The following is an 18,152-nucleotide window of genomic DNA, read 5'->3' as shown; positions in this document are numbered from 1 at the left end:
TATGAAAAAAGCTACTCAGTCCAAAGCGTGGACAACGGTTCAAATTGCACGTCATCCTGATCGTCCGCAATTTCTAGATTATGTCGGTGAAATCTTTACAGAGTTTGATGCCTTGCATGGTGATCGTTTGTTTGGTGACGATGGTGCGATGGTAGGTGGTCTTGCTCGTTTTGACGGTCAACCTGTGATGGTCATTGGACAACACCGTGGTCGTAGTACCCGTGAAAAATTAAAGCACAACTTTGGTATGGCGAACCCAGAAGGTTATCGTAAATCTCAGCGTTTATTAGATATGGCTGAGCGTTTTAATCTTCCAGTCTTTACATTTATTGATACTATGGGTGCTTACCCAGGTGTTGGTGCTGAAGAGCGTGGACAAGCTGAAGCAATTGCAACGAGTCTTGCTCAACTTTCAAGTTTGAAAGTTCCTGTAGTTGCAACAGTACTCGGTGAAGGCGGTTCTGGTGGTGCTTTAGGTATTGGTGTTGCTGACCGAGTAATTATGCTATCTCATAGTATTTATTCTGTTATTTCACCAGAAGGTTGTGCATCTATTTTGTGGAAGACTGCTGAAAAAGCTGCTCAAGCAAGTGAAGCTTTAGGTTTGACAGCAGATAAGCTGCAATCTTTAGGTATTGTTGAATATGTAGTAGATGAAGGCGAAGGGGCTCATTTAGACCCTGAGCGTGTTATGCAAAATCTAAAAGTAGTTTTGAAGCAAGCTTTAGATGAATTGCTACCAATGGATGCAAATGAACGATGCGAAGCACGTTATCAACGTTTAATGAAGTTTGGCAGCGAAAATTTAGGCATAGCGTCTTAAAGCAGTCTCAAGAGTTTTCAGAGAATAGCTCTTTTCTTATTGGATGTAGTGGCGGCATGGATTCAATGCTGCTGCTACATTTGATGTCTCAAATTTTCCCTCAAAATATCCGAGTAATTCACATTGATCATCAACTGCAAGAACAAAGTGCAGAATGGTCGAAACTAGTTGCCAATCAAGCAATAAGTTTAAATATCCCTTATATTATTCAAAAAGTCCAAGTTACTGATGGTAATTTGGAAGCTCAAGCACGTCAGGCACGTTATCAAGCTTATCTACAGCATTTACAACCTAATGAAACTTTAGTGCTTGCACACCATCAACAAGATCAAGCCGAAACAGTTATATTAAGATTGTTGTCAGGAGCTGGTGTTGATGGACTTGCTGCTATGCAGTCTATTGATTATCGTGTGGATATGGCGATTTGGCGTCCTTTTTTAGATTTAACTCGTGAACAAATCGCTGCTTGGACCGCTCAACTTGAAATTGAGTATGTAAATGATCCTACAAATTATGATATTCATTATGATCGGGCATGGTCACGTGAAGAGCTTTGGCCATTCTTACAAAACCGATTTCCGAAAATGCAGCAGGCTTTAAGCCGAACCAGTTACCTGATGCAAGACGCTTCTGAAATTTTAGAAGAAGTTTTAAAAGTTGATTTAGAGCATTGTGGCACGGCTGAGTGTTTAGATTTAACTAAATTACTGGAGTTGACATCTGCACGTCAGCGTCAATTACTTTCTGTTTGGATGAAAGGTGATGGACAATATCGGCCTGCATTTGAAATGGTTGAGCGGTTAAAGAGTGAAGTAATTAATTCAAAGTCTGATGCACAAGCCGCTTTGCACTGGAATCAGTTTTACTATGTTCGTTATCAAAATTACCTTTATAGATTAAGTAAGCAAGATTTTCTTGCCGAAACATTAAATCCGGTTGAAGCTGAACTCGAGCATGTATTTAAATTAGAAGAAAAATGGCAGGGGGCTTCTGGACTTTTTCATATTCTGTCTAAAGAAATTGGTTTGAGTCATTCTTTACTAAATAAAGAATTGAAAATAATTCGACGTCAAGGCGGTGAAAAAGTCCATTTATATGGTCGTGTTGGGCAATGGCCGTTAAAAAAAGCAATTCAAGAAGCACATATTTTGCCTTGGCTTCGTCATACAATTCAAATATTAGTCATAGATAATGTTATGCTTGGGGTTTTTACACCGAAAGGATTTTGGTTGGCTCAGTCTCCGTATTGTGAGCAAGGAGGATGGCAACCAGATTTAATTTCTCATTCTTGTGATCTGGTAAATGGCGAATATGGTTATGACAAGTGCAGTAAATAGTAATATCTGTTTTATTGGTGGTGGTAATATGGCCCAAGCGTTGATTGGTGGCCTGATTTCAAGAGGTTTACCGCCAACACGTATTACCGTTTCAGATCCAGTTGAACAAATTCGCCATTTATTACAAGAAAAAGAAGTTCATGTAACACAAGATAATGTGGCTGCAATTAAAAATGCTGATGTCGTTGTATTGGCAGTAAAACCACAAGTTTTGGCAACTGTTTTGCGTCCTCTAAAAGGACTTTTATCAGATAAATTGGTTATATCAATTATTGCTGGTGCTGAAATTCAAACGATATCAAACTTAATTGATAGTAATCGAATTGTTCGAGTTATGCCAAATACGCCAGCCCTCGTTCAAACTGGTGCGCATGGTATCTATGCAAATGATGTGGTGGGCTCTGCGGATCGTGAATTAACGAGTCAAATTTTAGCAGCCACAGGCTTAACAATTTGGGTAAACTCCGAAGCTCAAATTGATGCGGTAACAGCGGTTTCTGGCTCAGGTCCTGCATATTTTTTCTATCTCATGGAAAGTATGATCCGTGCTGGTAAAAATTTAGGACTTGATGAAAAAGTTGCCACTGCTTTAACTCTTCAAACGGCATTAGGTGCAGCTCAAATGGCAATTACGAGTTCAAATACTCCGTCTGAACTTCGTAAGAATGTGACATCACCAAATGGTACGACACAAGCTGCACTTGAAGTTTTTGACCGTGCACAAATCTCCCAAAATATTCAATCTGCATTGGCTGCTGCACAGAAGCGTAGTCAAGAGTTGGCTCAAGAACTGAGTGACAGTGCAAAATAGCTTAAATAGGATAAGACAACTATGGGTGCAAATTCTGCGCTAATTTTTGGAATTTTAATTAATGTCGCGATTTTATTGGTCTTTTTCCGTTTTTTAATGCAATTGGCGGCAGTAAGTCCTTATAATCCTGTGGTTTTATCGACAGTAAAAGCGACGAAAATTGTTGATATTTTTGGCCGAATTTTTCCAACGGTCGCAAAAGGCCGATTCAATTTAGCCGCGTTAGTTCTTTTAATTATTTTATATTTACTGAAAATTTTCGGTGTAATGTATCTTTCTGGCTCAATGCCAAATAGTCCGATTCATTTAGTGATTCTGACATTTGTGACCATGATTCAAGATTTGATTCGTTTCTGCCGTTATTTGATTTTCGCGACAATCATTTTGAGTTGGGTGGTTATGTTCACTCAATCGCGTTCACCTTATATTGAGGTGATTCAAGATTTAGCTGAACCATTACTGGCACCATTCCGTCGTTTGTTGCCTAATATGGGAATGATTGATTTGTCTCCAATTTTGGCATTCTTAGCACTGTATATTGCCGAAATCTTAATGAATGAAGTCGCTAAAGTTCTTTTAACTGGACTTTAAATTGAGACGATAAAAAAGGGCTGTATTTCACAGCCCTTTTTTATTGGTTTATTGATGACTTAGTGCGCGTCATCCCAGTTTTGTCCTTGCCCAACTTCAACCACTAAAGGTACGGAAATTTCTACAACAGATTCCATGACTTTTGCGATTTGTTTTGAAAGTTCCTCAGCAATATTTTGATTAGCTTCAAATACTAATTCATCGTGTACTTGAAGTAGTAGTTTGGCTTGATCTTTTGGCAAGATTTTATCAACTTCAATCATTGCAAGTTTAATAATATCAGCCGCACTACCTTGTAAAGGCGCATTAATTGCAGCACGTTCGGCAGCCTTACGCACCATCACATTTCGTGCATCAATATCAGGTGTATAAAGACGACGACCTAAAATGGTTTCAACAAAGCCTTGCTCTGATGCAACTTGACGTGTGCGTTGCATATATTCATAGATGCCAGGATAGCGTTGGAAATATTGTTTAATATAGTTTTGTGACTCTTGACGTGTGAAGCCTAACTGGCGAATTAAGCCAAACTCAGACATACCATACAGTAGGCCAAAGTTAACTGCTTTCGCTTGGCGGCGTTGGTCGTTGGTCACATCTTCAATTGCAATACCCAATACTTCGGCAGCAGTACGACGGTGAACGTCTTGCCCATGCTGGAACGCATGTACTAATGCTTCATCTTGAGAAAAATGAGCCATTAAACGAAGTTCAATTTGCGAGTAATCGGCTGCTAGTAAAACTCGTCCTTCTGGTGCAATGAATGCCTTACGAATTTGACGGCCAATTTGTCTACGAATTGGAATATTTTGTAAATTCGGATCAGAAGAGGAGAGACGACCTGTCGCTGTGAGTGCTTGGTGATAACTCGTATGTACGCGATGCGTATCGTTATGAGATTGCTCAACTAAACGGTCAGTATAGGTACTTTTTAGCTTTGCCAAACCACGATGTTCTAGAATAATTTCCGCTAAAGGATGTTCAATTTTTTCTAAAACACTTTCACTGGTGCTGTATTGCCCAGTTGCAGTTTTTTTACCACCTTTGATTCCTAATTTATCAAATAGGATTTCGCCTACTTGTTTAGGTGAAGCAATATTAAAAGTTTCATCTGCAATTTCCATCGCTTGATTTTCAAGCCCTTCCATTGTTTTTGCAAATTCAACACTTAACTTGTCTAAGAATGCATGATCTAAACGAATACCATCTTCTTCCATGCCTGACAAAATTCGGGCAACTGGCATTTCGATGTTGTATAAAATATTTTCTAATTCAGGGTGTGCTTTGAGCTTACTTGAAAGAACTTCATATAAACGATAGGTCACATGTGCATCTTCGGCTGCATAATGAGCAGCAACTTCAATCTCAATTTGATTAAAAGTTTTCTGCTTTGCACCCTTACCAGCAATTTGTTCAAAAGTCGTGGTTAAGTGACTTAAGTAGACACGAGCAACATCATCCATACCATGACGAGTAGCAGCTGCATTTAGCACATAAGATGCCAGCATGCTATCGAAATACCAGCCTTTAAGCTCTATACCGTGATTGGCAAAGATATGGGCGTCATATTTAAGGTGATGACCAATTTTTTTAACTGCTTCATTTTCTAGCACAGGCTTAATTTGCGCTAGAATTTGTTCACGGTTCAGTTGTTGTGGTGCATTTTCATAGTTATGCGCTAAAGGCACATAGTAGGCATCTTGTGCATCAAACGCGATTGAAAAACCGACCATCTCTGCAATACGGTAATCAAGACTTGTGGTCTCTGTATCAATCGCAAAATGATCGGCATTTTGCATGCGTTGCCAGAGTTGATCCCAAGCTTCTTGAGTTAAAACAGTATGATAATTTGCAGTTCCAAGTTGGTCATCTTGACTGGTTAAGCTAGCTTGATCTTCTGTTTCTATCGTTTCAGCAGGTTTAACTTCATTTTGAACCACGGTCTGTGAAGCTTGCTGTTTGTAGCTTGAGCTATTTGGGTTGTTTGGATGATCAAGCGATTGTAATTGATTTCTAAACTCGAGCTCAGTGTATAGATTACGCAAAGCCTCTACGTTTGGATCAGTAAGCTTTAACTCATGCCAGTCGAGTTCTAAAGGAAGGTCGCAAACAATACTTGCCAACTGATGATCAAGCTTAATGTTATCTAAATTGTCTTTAATATTTTGGCTCAGTTTGCCTTTAAGCTGGTCTACATTAGCAATGATATTATCTAAAGTGCCATATTCGGTCAGTAACTTGGCTGCTGTTTTTGCACCCACGCCAGGCACGCCCATAATACCATCAGATGCATCACCCATTAGAGTCAAGTAATCGATAATCTGATTTGGCCAAACACCAAATTTTTCAAATACGCCGTCGATATCCATGACGCGATCTTTAAAGCTATCTTCTAATTTTACATGGTCATTGACGAGCTGAGCCATGTCTTTATCTCCAGTTGAGATAAGGACATGGTGGCCCTCGAGTACGGCACGTTTAGCAAGTGTACCGATAATGTCATCAGCTTCAGCACCCGGAAGGCTATATAAAGGAATCCCTTGAGCTTTAATCAATGCATGCAAATATGGAATCTGTTGAGATAATTCTTCAGGCATGGTTGGGCGATCACCTTTATAAATAGGTGAAAGCTTATGACGGAAAGTTGGCTCAGGCGTATCAAAAATGACAGCCATATGTGTTGGCTGCATACGGCGCATTAATTTTTGAATGGCAGAAATTGCCCCACGTATTGCATTGGTATGTAACCCTGTAGAGGTCGTCAATGGTGGTAATGCATGATATGCACGAAATAAAAAATAGGACCCATCAACCAAGACAAATGGTGGCATTGAACAATTCCTTAATTTGAATTAGGGGTATTTTACGTGAAAATGGCTATGAATGCAGGATTATGATTTTTGCAGTATTTTGTATGAATAAATATACGCTTGTATTGGCTTGAAGTAATATGACATGTAATGAAGCTGTTATATTGCTAAGCCCATGTATAAAAAAGACAAACAGGGAATGATCGTCGTTTTGATCGCTTTGACTTTGTTTTTAGCCATTTCAATTGGTTTTAAATTTCAGAGCGTCGTTGTTGCTTTATCTATTGCACTGACTGTCATATTAGTTCAATTTTTATCAAATCTGCATCAGCGTTTAATTCATTTAGAACAACAGTTTTCTCAGCAGAAAACGCCACTTTATTCTATTCATATGCAAAGAACAGTAATTTATGCAACCGCCTTGGTTGCATTAGTTGCTTATATCAATCATTGGATGTGGATTGCTGGTGGGGCATTACTGGTTTTATTATTATGTTTGATTCAAACCATCAGTACATTTCATACTCGTTTGTTGTTCCTTGAATCAGTAAAGCAGAATGTTCATGTGGATGAAACCATAAATACAGAGGTTGTAAAACCTGTATTAGAGCAAGTTTATCCAAAAAATATCGTTGAGCCAGTCAAGCCAGCTCTACCTGAAACAATAGCTTTAAATCAAGAACAACAAATAGCTCATGTACAAAGCGCATGGTGGCAACCAGCAGTCGATTGGATGGTTCATGGCAATCCAATTTTAAGAGTTGCTGTTGCTGTGCTGATGGTTGGAGTAGTGTTGTTATTACGTTTTGCAAGTGAGCACTGGCAGTTAAGCTTAGGTGTAAAACTTGGTTTTATTGCTCTTGCTGGAGCTGTGTTAACAGCATTTGGGTATACCTTGCAAAAGAAAAACCAGCTTTTTGCTGTGGCATTGCAGGGTGTAGGGCTTGCGGTTGTATTCCTGACACTTGTGTTCTCACATCATTTTGGTGTGATTGCCAATATCAATACAGCAAGTATTTTATTTGCTATTTTATTAGCAATTACGGTATTCCTGAGCTTAAAACAACAAGCAATTTATTTAGCAATATTAGCACTCGGTATGGCTTATGCGGCTCCTTTAGTTATTCCGCAATATCGCCCAGATGTAATTTTTCTATTTAGTTATTACTTCGTCATTAATCTTGCAGTGGCTGCTGTTAATTTTATTCAGCCTTGGAAAATCCTAAATCAGATTGCTTTCTTTGCCACAATGTTTATTGGTGGTAGTGCAATCGCATTTTATGCTGAGCCAGCAAAATTTGACACATTAGACTGGATCTTATGGTGTCATATTGCTTTGTTTATTTGGTTAAGTGTTCGTTATAGCCAAAATATATCGCGGGTTTCAGAACATGATAAACAAGTGGGTATTCGTTTACCTCCACTGTTAGATGTTGGTCTTATTTTTAGTGTTCCTGTATTAGGCTTTACGCTTCATGCCTATTTAGTTCATGAATCTACACAAGCATTAACAATTGGTGCTGCTGTCTTGGCGGGCACCTATGCGGTATTAACTTTCTGGATTAAAAAATCCCATCCACAACTTTCAGTTCTTGCCAAAAGCTTTTTCATTCTTTCCGTTGCATTTTTTGCCTTAATTTTTCCACTCGCGAAAGGGGCACATTGGACAGCAATTGGTTGGGTTGCTCAAGGTACAGCTCTTATTATATGGGGTGTCACTGAGCGCTACCGTTTAAGCCGATATATTGGAGTAGTTTTAGTTTTACTTAGCTCACTTGCACTGTTTTATCAGGTTTGGGCAAATGAAGAGTTCCCAACGCTAAGCACTAGCATTTATGCAATTGCTCAATTCATTTCGGCTTTTTATTTATTGCAATACAACAGTAAAGAACAACGCTATTTCAGTGCAAGCATGTTTAGCGGCATTTTCTTATGTCTAGGTATGTATGCGGGTGCTGTAGCAGGTGTAGAAATAATGGCATGGCATCATCATGCCTTAAGCCCATATTTGATGTTTGCCATAGCCCTAATCGCAATATTTAGTGCAGTTATTTATTATAAGCCTCGTGTCCAATGGGAAAGTTTACAGTTACTTTTAATTAGTCTGTTACTGTTACTAATTTTGGGTGAAGCCTTTACAAGTCAAGTTTTTATGTTGTTTAAATGGGTAGATTCATTACAGCAAATTACTTTCCTTGTTAGTACTATTCTTCTTAGTGGTTTATTTATTATCGCTCAACCGCAGTCGGGTGAGTCTAGCTACTTAAAAGTCTGGGCTGGTTTATGCTGGTTAGCATTAGCGATAGTGGGTGTGGCTATTTTTCCGCAAATGCCAATTGTGGCTTTGGCTTTTGTTTCAGGGGGGTATTCACTTTGGGCATATAAAGCTCATAAAACGATGTTGTTGCATCAAATTCCGGTGTGGTGTTTGAGCTTATTGTGGTTGCTTGCGATGAGTGTTGATATTCATTCTGCCGAGTACCTATATTTTGTTCCTTTATTTAACTTAACTGACTTACTTTCAATTGCGGGATTTGCAGGTCTACTCTTTATTATTTATCAACATGATTTTGATCAAGATAAGTCACTGGAGTGGACTTTTAAAATTACAACAATTTTAGTGGGACTGTTGGTGTTCAGTAGTGTGGTCGTTCGGGGCTTGCACCACTACTGGGCGACACCACTATGGAGCGTGGCAATTTGGACAAATGGGATAGTCCAATTAAGCCTGACACTACTTTGGGTTATTCTGGCATTTGTATTGACCACATACTCTAGTCGGAAAATGATTCGTCAACTCTGGTTTGTAGGTGCTGCACTTTTAGGGATTGTTGTATTAAAGCTGATTTTGCTTGATCTATCGCAAAGTGCAACATTAACTCGAGTTATTTCATTTATTGGAGCAGGTGGGGTAATGCTGATTATTGCTTATCTTGCACCATTACCACCATCATCCTCTGTGCAGAAGAATCAAGAGCCTAAGCTTTAGGCTCTCGTTTTAACTCTTTCTGGTTGCTGTATTGATCGATATCATCTTCAGCAAAAACAGTAGATGGACGATCAATTAATCCCATTTTAGGAACAGGAATTTCAATTTGATTATCTAAAAAGCCATTTCGGATACGTTCTTGCATCTCATCTCGAACTTTTAAAGAATTTTCTTGGCGGCACCACATTGCAAATAAAAGCTCAATCGATGATTCCCTAAATGCAGTTACAGTTACCGCAGGTTTTGGGTCATCTAATACGAGTGGATAATTCGCTGCCACATTTAGTAAAACTTCGCGAACTTTAATAATGTCTTCGTGAAAGTTAATGGCGAGTGTAATTGGAATACGCCGTATTGGATATTTAGATAAGTTGTGTACAGGTGCACGAATAAGTTGTTCATTCGGCAAACGAATATAAACATTGTCGAGCGTGAGTAGCTTAACCGAGAGTAGGTCAATTGAAATGACTTCACCTTCAATGGTATTGCCACGAATGAGGGTAATTTGAATGGTATCACCGACTTCAAATGAACCTTCTCCAATCAAAAATAGACCACTAATTAAGTTACTGGCTGATGTTTGTGAAGCAAAACCAAGTGCTACTGTTAAAATCCCTGCCGCTCCAAGGAATACACTAAGTTTAAATCCTGCCTCTTTCAAACTCGTCATAATGAAGAGTAAGAAAATAAAATAAAAAATACCACGACGCCACACTAAACGTTGATGAGCATTAAAGCGTGAGCCAATAGTTCTAATAAATGTATTTGAAATAATGCGTGCAAGAACAAAACCAATAAAGCAAAGCACAACACCGACTAAAATTTCACTAATACGTTCGGTATTAATATTGGTAAATATACTTTTGAGACTATAAGCGATTTCTTTCGGAATATTTGTATCAGCCATATAACCCCCTTAAAAGAATGAATCAAACATATTAAATAGTGCACCACCAGGTGACCGCGGGGGATGAACATAAGTCACTTCACCAGCAAGGGGTGGTGTACGATTTTCAATACGAATACGGGCAGGTCGGTCAGAGCCCTCATAATAAACTTTAATTTGAGAAGTCCATAAACGACCAGTACTTTCACTATAAAAAAGAGGTAGGGCAGTTACTGGTACATTCATACGATCAAACCGTAATTGATGGTTACTTGTATTGTGAAAATCAATGGGTGTAACCGCACGAAACGCACGAGGTGTTAACAAGTTTAAATCAGTACGTCCATCAACAGAGGTTGCATAGCAAATTTCACCTTGCTGTGCATTAGGCCCAAACCATGTATCTTTAGGCTGAATTACAGGAATTTCAAATAAAGGCTCATGCTGACTTTCAACTAAACCAGCAATCCAGAGAGGCGTACTAATATAAAGTGTTCCTCGCTGACCTGCTGGAATATAAATCGGATCAATAGGTTTAATAACCACAGAACGATCTGCCAGACGTGGCATAAGTAAAAATTCTGAATTGGTCTTTCGAAACATATACCGTTCGACTTGAACATTATGTGGAAAAGCAAAATGTGGGTCGGCAACTGGATGCCAATCTTGCTCATTATCATCTTGAAGAGAAGGACGATAATATTCGATACGCCATTCTTTTATCCCGCGCGTTAAACGAAAGAGCATTGAACCAAATTGCCATGCTTTGGATTGGTTAATTTCAAAGTGCTGTTCACCCCACCATTTTAAAGAATTTTGGGGGCGAGGCTGATATTCATTATTTTCAAACAAGACGTAAAATTCCTCTACCGAGTTGTTAAACAGACTTCACGCTGTAATCTGCTTAGAGTACACTCAAAATCATCTTACTCATCATTATAAATTGTGATGCAAATATTGAAACAAATACAAGTTCCATATAGTTTTGCCAAGCGTCATGGTGTTTTATTTCGTTATGACGGTGATCAAGTTTTTATTGTTAGACGTCAAAATACAGAAAAAATTGCATTGCAGGAAGCAAGACGAATTTTGGGGAAGCCTGCACATTATCAGTTATGTACTGAACAAGAGTTTAATAGCCTATTAAGTACGAGTTACGCAGGCGACACTGGGGAGTCGCAACAAGTTGCGGCTGGTTTAGAAGATCATCCAGATTTATTGAGTCTTGCCGATCAAGTTCCTGAAACAGAAGACTTAATGGATCAAGAAGATGACGCGCCTATTGTCCGTCTGATCAATGCATTACTTTCAGAGGCAATTCGGGTAGGGGCTTCAGATATTCATATTGAAGCTTTCGAAAAAAAACTATCTGTTCGTTTACGGGTAGATGGTCAATTGCGTGAAATTGTACAGCCACGCCGTGAACTAGCTCCGTTACTTGTTTCACGTATTAAAGTTATGGCGAAACTCGATATTGCCGAAAAGCGTGTACCACAAGATGGACGTATTTCTTTACGTCTTGCTGGCCGTGAAGTTGATGTCCGTGTTTCAACTTTGCCATCGTCACATGGTGAAAGGGTTGTTATGCGTTTACTCGATAAACAAGCGGGTCGACTCAATATGACTCACTTGGGTTTAATGGCAAATGACTATGAACGTCTAACGCAATTGGTACATCGTCCACACGGCATTATTTTGGTCACAGGGCCTACGGGTTCGGGTAAAACAACAACTTTATATGCAGCTCTATCTGATCTAAATGACAATACTCGAAATATCTTAACTGCTGAAGATCCTATCGAATATCAACTCGAAGGTATTGGTCAAACTCAAGTGAATACCAAAGTAGATATGACATTTGCTCGTGCTTTAAAAGCAATGTTACGTCAAGATCCTGATGTGGTGATGGTGGGTGAAATTCGTGACTTAGAAACTGCTGAAATTGCAGTACAAGCCTCATTAACAGGTCATTTAGTTTTATCTACACTACATACCAACACTGCTATTGGAGCGGTTACTCGGCTTAAAGATATGGGGATTGAACCCTTCTTATTATCAAGCTCTTTAATTGGGGTGGTTGCTCAACGTTTGGTTCGCACTTTATGTCCACATTGTATGACATGGCGTGAAGCCGATACTTTTGAAAAGCAGGTTTTTCAACATATCTCGCATGAGCCAGCTTTAAAGTTACCTGAAGCCAAGGGGTGTGATCATTGCTCACATTTAGGGTTTAATGGTCGTACGGCTATTTATGAAATTGTACCTGTTGATGAACCTATGCGTCGCCTTATTCATGGCAATGCCGCTGAATATGAATTAGAAAACCATGCTCGTCAGTATTCAGGTTCAATTCGTGATGATGGCTTGCGTAAAGTGCTTTCGGGTAAAACTACACTTGAAGAAGTGCTTCGAGTAACCAATGAGGCAAGTGAAGTATAATTTGGAAGATATAAAAAATGCCCGATTTGATTCGGGCATTTTTGAAATATCAAAACTTATTCAGTCACAATATTAAAAGTCACATCAATATTATTGCGAGTCGCATTTGAATATGGGCAAACAATATGAGCTGCCCCCACTAATTTTTCAGCTTCTTCACGGTCCATACCAATTAAGTAAACATTTAACGTTACTTCAATACTAAAACCTGTAGGAATTGGACCAATACCAACTTCACCTTCAACATAAGCATCTTTGCTAATATTAAATTTATCGCGGTTTGCAACGAATTTTAAAGCACCCAAAAAGCACGCTGAGTAACCAGCTGCAAATAATTGTTCTGGGTTAGTTACAGCACCACCAGCGCCGCCCATTTCTTTAGGTACACCGAGTTGTACGTCTAATACGCCGTCTGATGACGTTGCACGACCATCACGGCCACCAGTTGCTTTAGCTTTTGCACGATACACAACTTTTTCTAAAGACATCTTATTATTCCTAAATTAAATTGAATACAAATATATCGTACACGACTTAATTATTTTAACAAGCCAAATTTGTAAAAAAATTGATGATTATTTGGCTATATTTGTACGAAGTTGTGTTAGTTGATCTTTCAAACCAAGTAGAGTGGTCATGTCACAAGAACTAGCTTCCAAAATATGAGTAGGAATATTCACAGCTTGTTCCTTAAGTTCTTTACCTTTTTCACTTAGTGTAATAATTACTTGACGTTCATCTTCTTTTGAACGAGTGCGATTCACAAGTTGCATTGCTTCTAATTTTTTTAAAATGGGAGTTAAGGTAGAAGATTCTAAAAATAGTTTGTTGCCAATTTCTGAAACAGTGATCTCATCTTTTTCCCATAGAACCAACATCACCAAGTATTGAGGATAAGTAATGCCTAATGGAGTCAAAAGTTTTCGATAAAGCTGATTAAGAGCTAAATTTGTTGAGTAAATGAGGAAACATAATTGATTCTCAAGCTTTAAATTTTGACAGTCTTGGTCCATATATTCCTCAGAAAACTAAAAGATGCTTTTCTAGTATATCGCTTTATGTCTGATTTCTTAAATGCTCATAATTCTGAGCTATTGATAAAAATGAGATAACGCAAAAAAAAAAGAGTAATCGAAAGATTACTCTATAACTTTAAAATATGAATTTGGAACAGTTACCAGAGGTCGGCAATTTTCTTCATTAAACGAGCACGATATTTTGCAGTTGGGTTATTTTCATTACGTTGCTGTTCTTGTTCATAGAAATCTTGCCAAGCTGTAATCATTTCTAAGGTTGTTCCTTGTTTTTTAATCATAGAAACATCAGCAGGTTGAATATTCTCTAAACGTTGTCTCGCACCTTCTGCACCGGTTCCCCAACCAATAATCCGTTGTCCAAAAGCAGGGAGAGGGATATTTTTAGGAGTAGGTGGAAGGACATCTTGTTTAAGCTGTAAGTTTGGAGAAACAAAATGATTTGTTGCACCAAATTCAGCTGCACAACAGTGAATATTTGCCCCTAAGCAAAAAATGCTAATTAAATATTTCCACATGAATAATTAAGCTTTTAATAGTGAATTAATTTACGATGCGTCATTAAAGGCATTGATGTACGGACAAGCTCTTGAGCAGTTAAATCAAAAGGTACAGTAATTAAACCATTACCTTCATGTTCAATCATACTTAAAACTTGTCCACGGCTATCAGTTGCTCCTGCATGTCCCCAAGTTTGACGTTTTTCTCCATGCCAACCTTGCTGTGCTGCCCCTAAAACATAACATTGACTATCCATTGCACGTGCTTGTAATAAAAGCTGCCAGTGCATTTGCCCTGTTGTATAGGTAAATGCTGCTGGTGCAGTCAATAGATGAGCACCTTGTTGTCTCAAGGTTAAAGCTAACTCAGGAAAACGCAAGTCATAACATACCATTAGCCCGATATTGCCAAAAGGGGTAGATGTGACTACAACGTCTGTTCCAGGTTCAAAGAAGCGGGATTCTTGATATCCACCGACAGCATCGCCAACTTGAACATCAAATAAATGTATTTTGTCGTAACGTGCTTCTGTCCTTTCTGGACTAATACATAAGCTTACTGTGCGCACACGGCCATCTTGTATGATAGAACCATCTGGACGAAATGGGCACGGTAAAGTGCCAGCAACAATCCAAATTTGATATTGATGCGCAAGTTTCTCAAGTCTTTGCTGAATTGATTCAAATTGCTCAGCTGTTTCACGCTGTTTACCAGCAGCGAAACATACAAAGTTTTCTGGAAAAACAATTAAGCTGGCATTTTGAGCTTTGCTTTGCTGAATCAATGACTCGATTATTTGAAAGTTGCTTTCAATGTCATCTTGAGAATTCATTTGAACAACTGAAACAAGAGTCATATACAAATCCAGATTAGCAATAAAATTTAGGCATTTTGCTTATCAGATACTTGTTCAAGCGTGTCTTGTTCTTTCTGCAATTGCTTAACAAGTGGCTCAAACATATTCTGATTGTTTGCATTAAGTTTCATCAATGTCTTGTGTGCATCCAGCACGGTTCTTAGCATTGCATTATGAGTAATGTGTTCATCCGTTAGTGTCAAAGTACAAACGTTAGGATCGCCACAATAATTCAGAATGACAAAAACCTGCCCTAGCCCCATGCTGTTGGCTAAGGTTGTGATATCTGGATTGGTAGATAGCATCACAGCTTGAATATGATGAGTCTGTTTCAGTTTTAAGCCTAGCTTAGCTAAGATGCCTAATACAGTACTATCAATAAATGTTGTTTGGGTTAAATCAACGATTGCACCAACAACATTCTCTTGCTGTTCAATTCTGTTTAAAAGTTTGTCTAGACTTATACAAGAATGGGCTCGCACTTCACCAATAAGTTTGAAAATATGCGTTCCATTTAAGCTTGCATATTCAACATGACCTGTTGACATATAAATGCCATTTTCAGAGAAGGATAGAAAAATTATCACATAGTGCCATCTCAGACTCAAGAGTCCTTAAGTCGTATATTTTTTAATTGATTGATTTTTAAATTAATTCATTCGACAAAGACTAAAGATGGCAATGTCATCAGCAACATGATCAGGGGCTTGGAATGATTGATTTTGCAAATGTTGAACCAATTGTTGAAACTGATCATTCAATCCGCCATCAAATGGTTCTAGTGCTCCATCTGAACAAACAATGAAACGCGCATGACGATTTAATGTACATACATGTTCTTCAACTTCCAATTCGTCAGTTAAGCCCAGAGGAAAGCTACTAGTCGTTAAAATTTTTGGAGGTTGATTTGGTTCAAAAATAATTGGAGGAGGGTAGTGACCTGCACTAGACCAGCGAAGATTATGCGTTTCAAGATTTAAAATACCGACCACGATCGTAATATGTTTTTCAATATTCTCTTGAACGAGCATTCCATTTAATTTTTTAATCAATTGTCGGGGAGTTTTTGAACGCCCATGAAATGCAGCCATCCATGAAGTTAATAAACTGCTTGTAACACCATGTCCCGATACATCAGCAAGATAAAATAAAACTTCTTTATCATTTAATTTCCAATAGTCATACCAGTCACCTGATAGATATGCGGAAGGTTGGAAAAAAGTTTCAACTTCATAATTTAATAAATCAATAGGATTCGGTAGTAAACGTTTTTGTAATTCTGCCGCCGAAGGTAAGTCGCGACTATCTTGATTGCGTTTATATTGAGCATCAATTCTTGTTAATGCTTTATTCAGATCTTGAGGTAACTGATTCCATACCCATCCAGCAAGAGCACCTGCCTCCCATGCCTTAGCTAATGCACTACCTTCATGTTCAAAAGCAATCACAATGGTAGGTAAACGCCATTTATAAGTCAGGAAATCTTGTACATCAGCAATTGCGATAATTGTTGGATCGTATAAATCGAGATCATCTATGTGAATGACTTGTAAGTCTGGAAGTGAATCCAGAGCTTGCTCTAAGAAAGGGATAGAGCGTGTCGGTTTAATAAAATACATAGAAGATATGATTGTCCTTTTTCAAGATCATTTTATCCATCATAGAGGATGTATAATCAAAATCAAGGTATTGCCTTTCTATATAGTAGATACAATACCTTGGTTTCCTCTTTAATTATTTCTTGCTTTTAGGTTGGCTATCATCTGGAACATCTTCAGATTCGTCATCATCGATGAAAGATACGTCTGCTGAATTACCTTTTTTCTCGGCAATCTGGAATGCCTTACGTTGAAGATACAAATCGCGAATCATTGCATATTGATCGCCTTGTATCGTTTGATCCAAATCTAAATACTGGGCACGTGTATCAACAGCTTGTAAGACGTTAGTTGACCAATACAAACCATCTTGGTTATCCATAATATACTTTTGTGGACGAGCTTGAGAGTCTACAGCTAAGCCTAAACCATCACGTAAAGTACTTGGGCCAAAGAAAGGTAGCATCAGGAATGGTCCAGAAGGAACACCATAGTAACCGAGAGTTACGCCAAAACTTTCATCTTCAGGTGGAAGCCCTAAGCGACTAGCGGGGTCAGCTAAACCTAAAGTTGTTAAGGTGTTCACAGTAAATCGGCCAAGTGTTTTTACTGCGCGACCAGGACGACCTTGAATGAGTTGGTTAACAGCATTCCATGGCTCACCCAGGTTTTTGCGGAACTGGCGATAGGAACCACGAACATCTTCTGGTGTTTTTTCATTATATTGAACTGCAACGGGACGCAAAAAGTTGCGATCTAGCATGTCATTAAAAGAATAAATAGGGCGGTTTAATGACTGTAATGGATCTTTTACTGTGTCAGGTTGAGCAGCGTTTGCATTGATTTTTAAATCTTTAGCTTTTAGACCTTTCAAGTCTTTAATAATTTGTGAGCGGGGGCGACTCTGCTGAGCCTCTGTCGAAGCGACATCTTCCGAACTCGCGGTAGATCCTTCAGTAAGATTTTCTTGAGCGTGTGCTGATGTATAAATACCAACAGTTAATAAGCTCGATAATAGTAAATTAGAATAATTCATATAATTCCTTAACCGCTAGCCAGGCTATCTATAATATGCAGTTGGATAGAGATATATTTTAATACAGAAGCGATAACCTATTATCAATGTAAAATTGGTCAAATAATATAGAAATATGGCGAAAAAGCCTAAAAAGTGACCGCTTGAGTAATAAAATATGAGAAAGGTATTGCAACTGGGGATTAATGGTCTATAATGCACATCCATCGGCGGTGATGCAGATAGAAACTTGTTGAAAAACAGTTACTTGTGATTAGATTGGTTGCTTTAAGTGATGAATTTGATGATAAGGTAGTTTAGAAAATAAGTTTTAAAAAATATCGAAATTACCTGTTGACTTTTAAGAGATTAAGAGTAATATAGCCGACCTAGCTTGCTGGTGACGAACCAGGAAGAAGATCATTAAGAGAATTGAAGAACAACTTGTGTGGATTTTTACTG

The 18,152-nt window shown here is 38.4% G+C and carries 16 protein-coding genes; 6 read left to right on the top strand and 10 right to left on the bottom strand.

Annotated elements, in window-relative coordinates:
- The first annotated feature begins 1 nt into the window (after nucleotide 1).
- The 4 genes from ACLCEG_RS11985 to ACLCEG_RS11970 are packed head-to-tail and all read left to right on the top strand — an operon-like array spanning nucleotide 2 to nucleotide 3,562.
- Nucleotides 2-823, top strand: coding sequence for an acetyl-CoA carboxylase carboxyltransferase subunit alpha (locus ACLCEG_RS11985; protein WP_004698563.1), 822 nt, complete (start codon nucleotides 2-4; stop codon nucleotides 821-823).
- Nucleotides 760-2,160, top strand: coding sequence for a tRNA lysidine(34) synthetase TilS (gene tilS / locus ACLCEG_RS11980; protein ID WP_410567671.1), 1,401 nt, complete (start codon nucleotides 760-762; stop codon nucleotides 2,158-2,160). Before ACLCEG_RS11985 ends, tilS begins: the two co-directional genes overlap by 64 nt.
- A complete protein-coding gene (proC, locus tag ACLCEG_RS11975; protein WP_077169012.1) occupies nucleotides 2,135-2,971 on the top strand; it encodes a pyrroline-5-carboxylate reductase in 837 nt (278 codons plus the stop codon). Before tilS ends, proC begins: the two co-directional genes overlap by 26 nt.
- Nucleotides 2,972-2,992: 21 nt before the next feature.
- Entirely contained in the window at nucleotides 2,993-3,562 is a 570-nt protein-coding gene (locus ACLCEG_RS11970; protein WP_002054582.1) for a YggT family protein, read from the top strand.
- Nucleotides 3,563-3,621: 59 nt separating this feature from the next.
- Here the strand turns inward: ACLCEG_RS11970 and polA are convergent, their stop codons facing one another.
- Nucleotides 3,622-6,393, bottom strand: coding sequence for a DNA polymerase I (gene polA, locus ACLCEG_RS11965; RefSeq protein ID WP_191105667.1), 2,772 nt, complete (start codon nucleotides 6,391-6,393; stop codon nucleotides 3,622-3,624).
- 154 nt (nucleotides 6,394-6,547) lie between these two features.
- Between polA and ACLCEG_RS11960 the strand changes: the two genes are divergently transcribed.
- On the top strand, nucleotides 6,548-9,361 hold the full coding sequence (locus ACLCEG_RS11960; RefSeq protein WP_410567668.1) for a DUF2339 domain-containing protein: 2,814 nt from the start codon (nucleotides 6,548-6,550) through the stop codon (nucleotides 9,359-9,361).
- Here the strand turns inward: ACLCEG_RS11960 and ACLCEG_RS11955 are convergent.
- Complete coding sequence (locus ACLCEG_RS11955; RefSeq protein ID WP_191012640.1) at nucleotides 9,351-10,268, bottom strand: mechanosensitive ion channel family protein; 918 nt, start codon at nucleotides 10,266-10,268, stop codon at nucleotides 9,351-9,353. The two genes, ACLCEG_RS11960 and ACLCEG_RS11955, sit on opposite strands and share 11 nt — an antisense overlap.
- Nucleotides 10,269-10,277: 9 nt before the next feature.
- Nucleotides 10,278-11,099, bottom strand: a complete 822-nt coding sequence (locus ACLCEG_RS11950) for a hypothetical protein (RefSeq protein WP_004698550.1) — start codon at nucleotides 11,097-11,099, stop codon at nucleotides 10,278-10,280.
- Between the two features lie 96 nt (nucleotides 11,100-11,195).
- Here ACLCEG_RS11950 and gspE point away from each other — a divergent pair, with 96 nt between their 5' ends.
- The gene (gspE, locus tag ACLCEG_RS11945) at nucleotides 11,196-12,686 is read left to right on the top strand and encodes a type II secretion system ATPase GspE (protein WP_410567666.1); all 1,491 of its coding nucleotides are present in this window, start codon (nucleotides 11,196-11,198) and stop codon (nucleotides 12,684-12,686) included.
- A 56-nt stretch (nucleotides 12,687-12,742) separates the two neighbouring features.
- On the opposite strand, the gene ACLCEG_RS11940 is transcribed toward gspE, so the two are convergent.
- The 7 genes from ACLCEG_RS11940 to ACLCEG_RS11910 form a co-directional block, all read right to left on the bottom strand.
- Nucleotides 12,743-13,174: an organic hydroperoxide resistance protein gene (locus ACLCEG_RS11940; RefSeq protein ID WP_174724020.1), complete on the bottom strand. Its 432-nt coding sequence runs from the start codon at nucleotides 13,172-13,174 to the stop codon at nucleotides 12,743-12,745.
- Between the two features lie 87 nt (nucleotides 13,175-13,261).
- A complete protein-coding gene (locus ACLCEG_RS11935; RefSeq protein ID WP_410567664.1) occupies nucleotides 13,262-13,699 on the bottom strand; it encodes a MarR family winged helix-turn-helix transcriptional regulator in 438 nt (145 codons plus the stop codon).
- A gap of 161 nt (nucleotides 13,700-13,860) precedes the next feature.
- Nucleotides 13,861-14,238: a DUF4951 domain-containing protein gene (locus tag ACLCEG_RS11930; RefSeq protein ID WP_410567662.1), complete on the bottom strand. Its 378-nt coding sequence runs from the start codon at nucleotides 14,236-14,238 to the stop codon at nucleotides 13,861-13,863.
- Nucleotides 14,239-14,252: 14 nt separating this feature from the next.
- Nucleotides 14,253-15,077 (bottom strand): carbon-nitrogen hydrolase family protein, encoded by an 825-nt coding sequence (locus ACLCEG_RS11925; protein WP_004698535.1) that lies wholly within the window; start codon nucleotides 15,075-15,077, stop codon nucleotides 14,253-14,255.
- Between the two features lie 26 nt (nucleotides 15,078-15,103).
- Nucleotides 15,104-15,625 (bottom strand): anti-anti-sigma factor GigB, encoded by a 522-nt coding sequence (gigB, locus tag ACLCEG_RS11920; RefSeq protein WP_000103065.1) that lies wholly within the window; start codon nucleotides 15,623-15,625, stop codon nucleotides 15,104-15,106.
- Nucleotides 15,626-15,727: 102 nt separating this feature from the next.
- Nucleotides 15,728-16,696 carry an RsbU family protein phosphatase GigA gene (gene gigA / locus ACLCEG_RS11915; protein WP_410567660.1) on the bottom strand — a complete coding sequence of 323 codons (969 nt, stop codon included), beginning with the start codon at nucleotides 16,694-16,696 and terminating at the stop codon, nucleotides 15,728-15,730.
- Nucleotides 16,697-16,811: 115 nt separating this feature from the next.
- Nucleotides 16,812-17,711: a VacJ family lipoprotein gene (locus tag ACLCEG_RS11910; RefSeq protein WP_217486314.1), complete on the bottom strand. Its 900-nt coding sequence runs from the start codon at nucleotides 17,709-17,711 to the stop codon at nucleotides 16,812-16,814.
- Nucleotides 17,712-18,152: the final 441 nt, after the last annotated feature.

Source organism: Acinetobacter sp. H1(2024) (genome assembly GCF_046557555.1).
Lineage (GTDB): Bacteria > Pseudomonadota > Gammaproteobacteria > Pseudomonadales > Moraxellaceae > Acinetobacter > Acinetobacter seifertii.
This window is presented reverse-complemented; position numbering and strand designations above follow the sequence as displayed.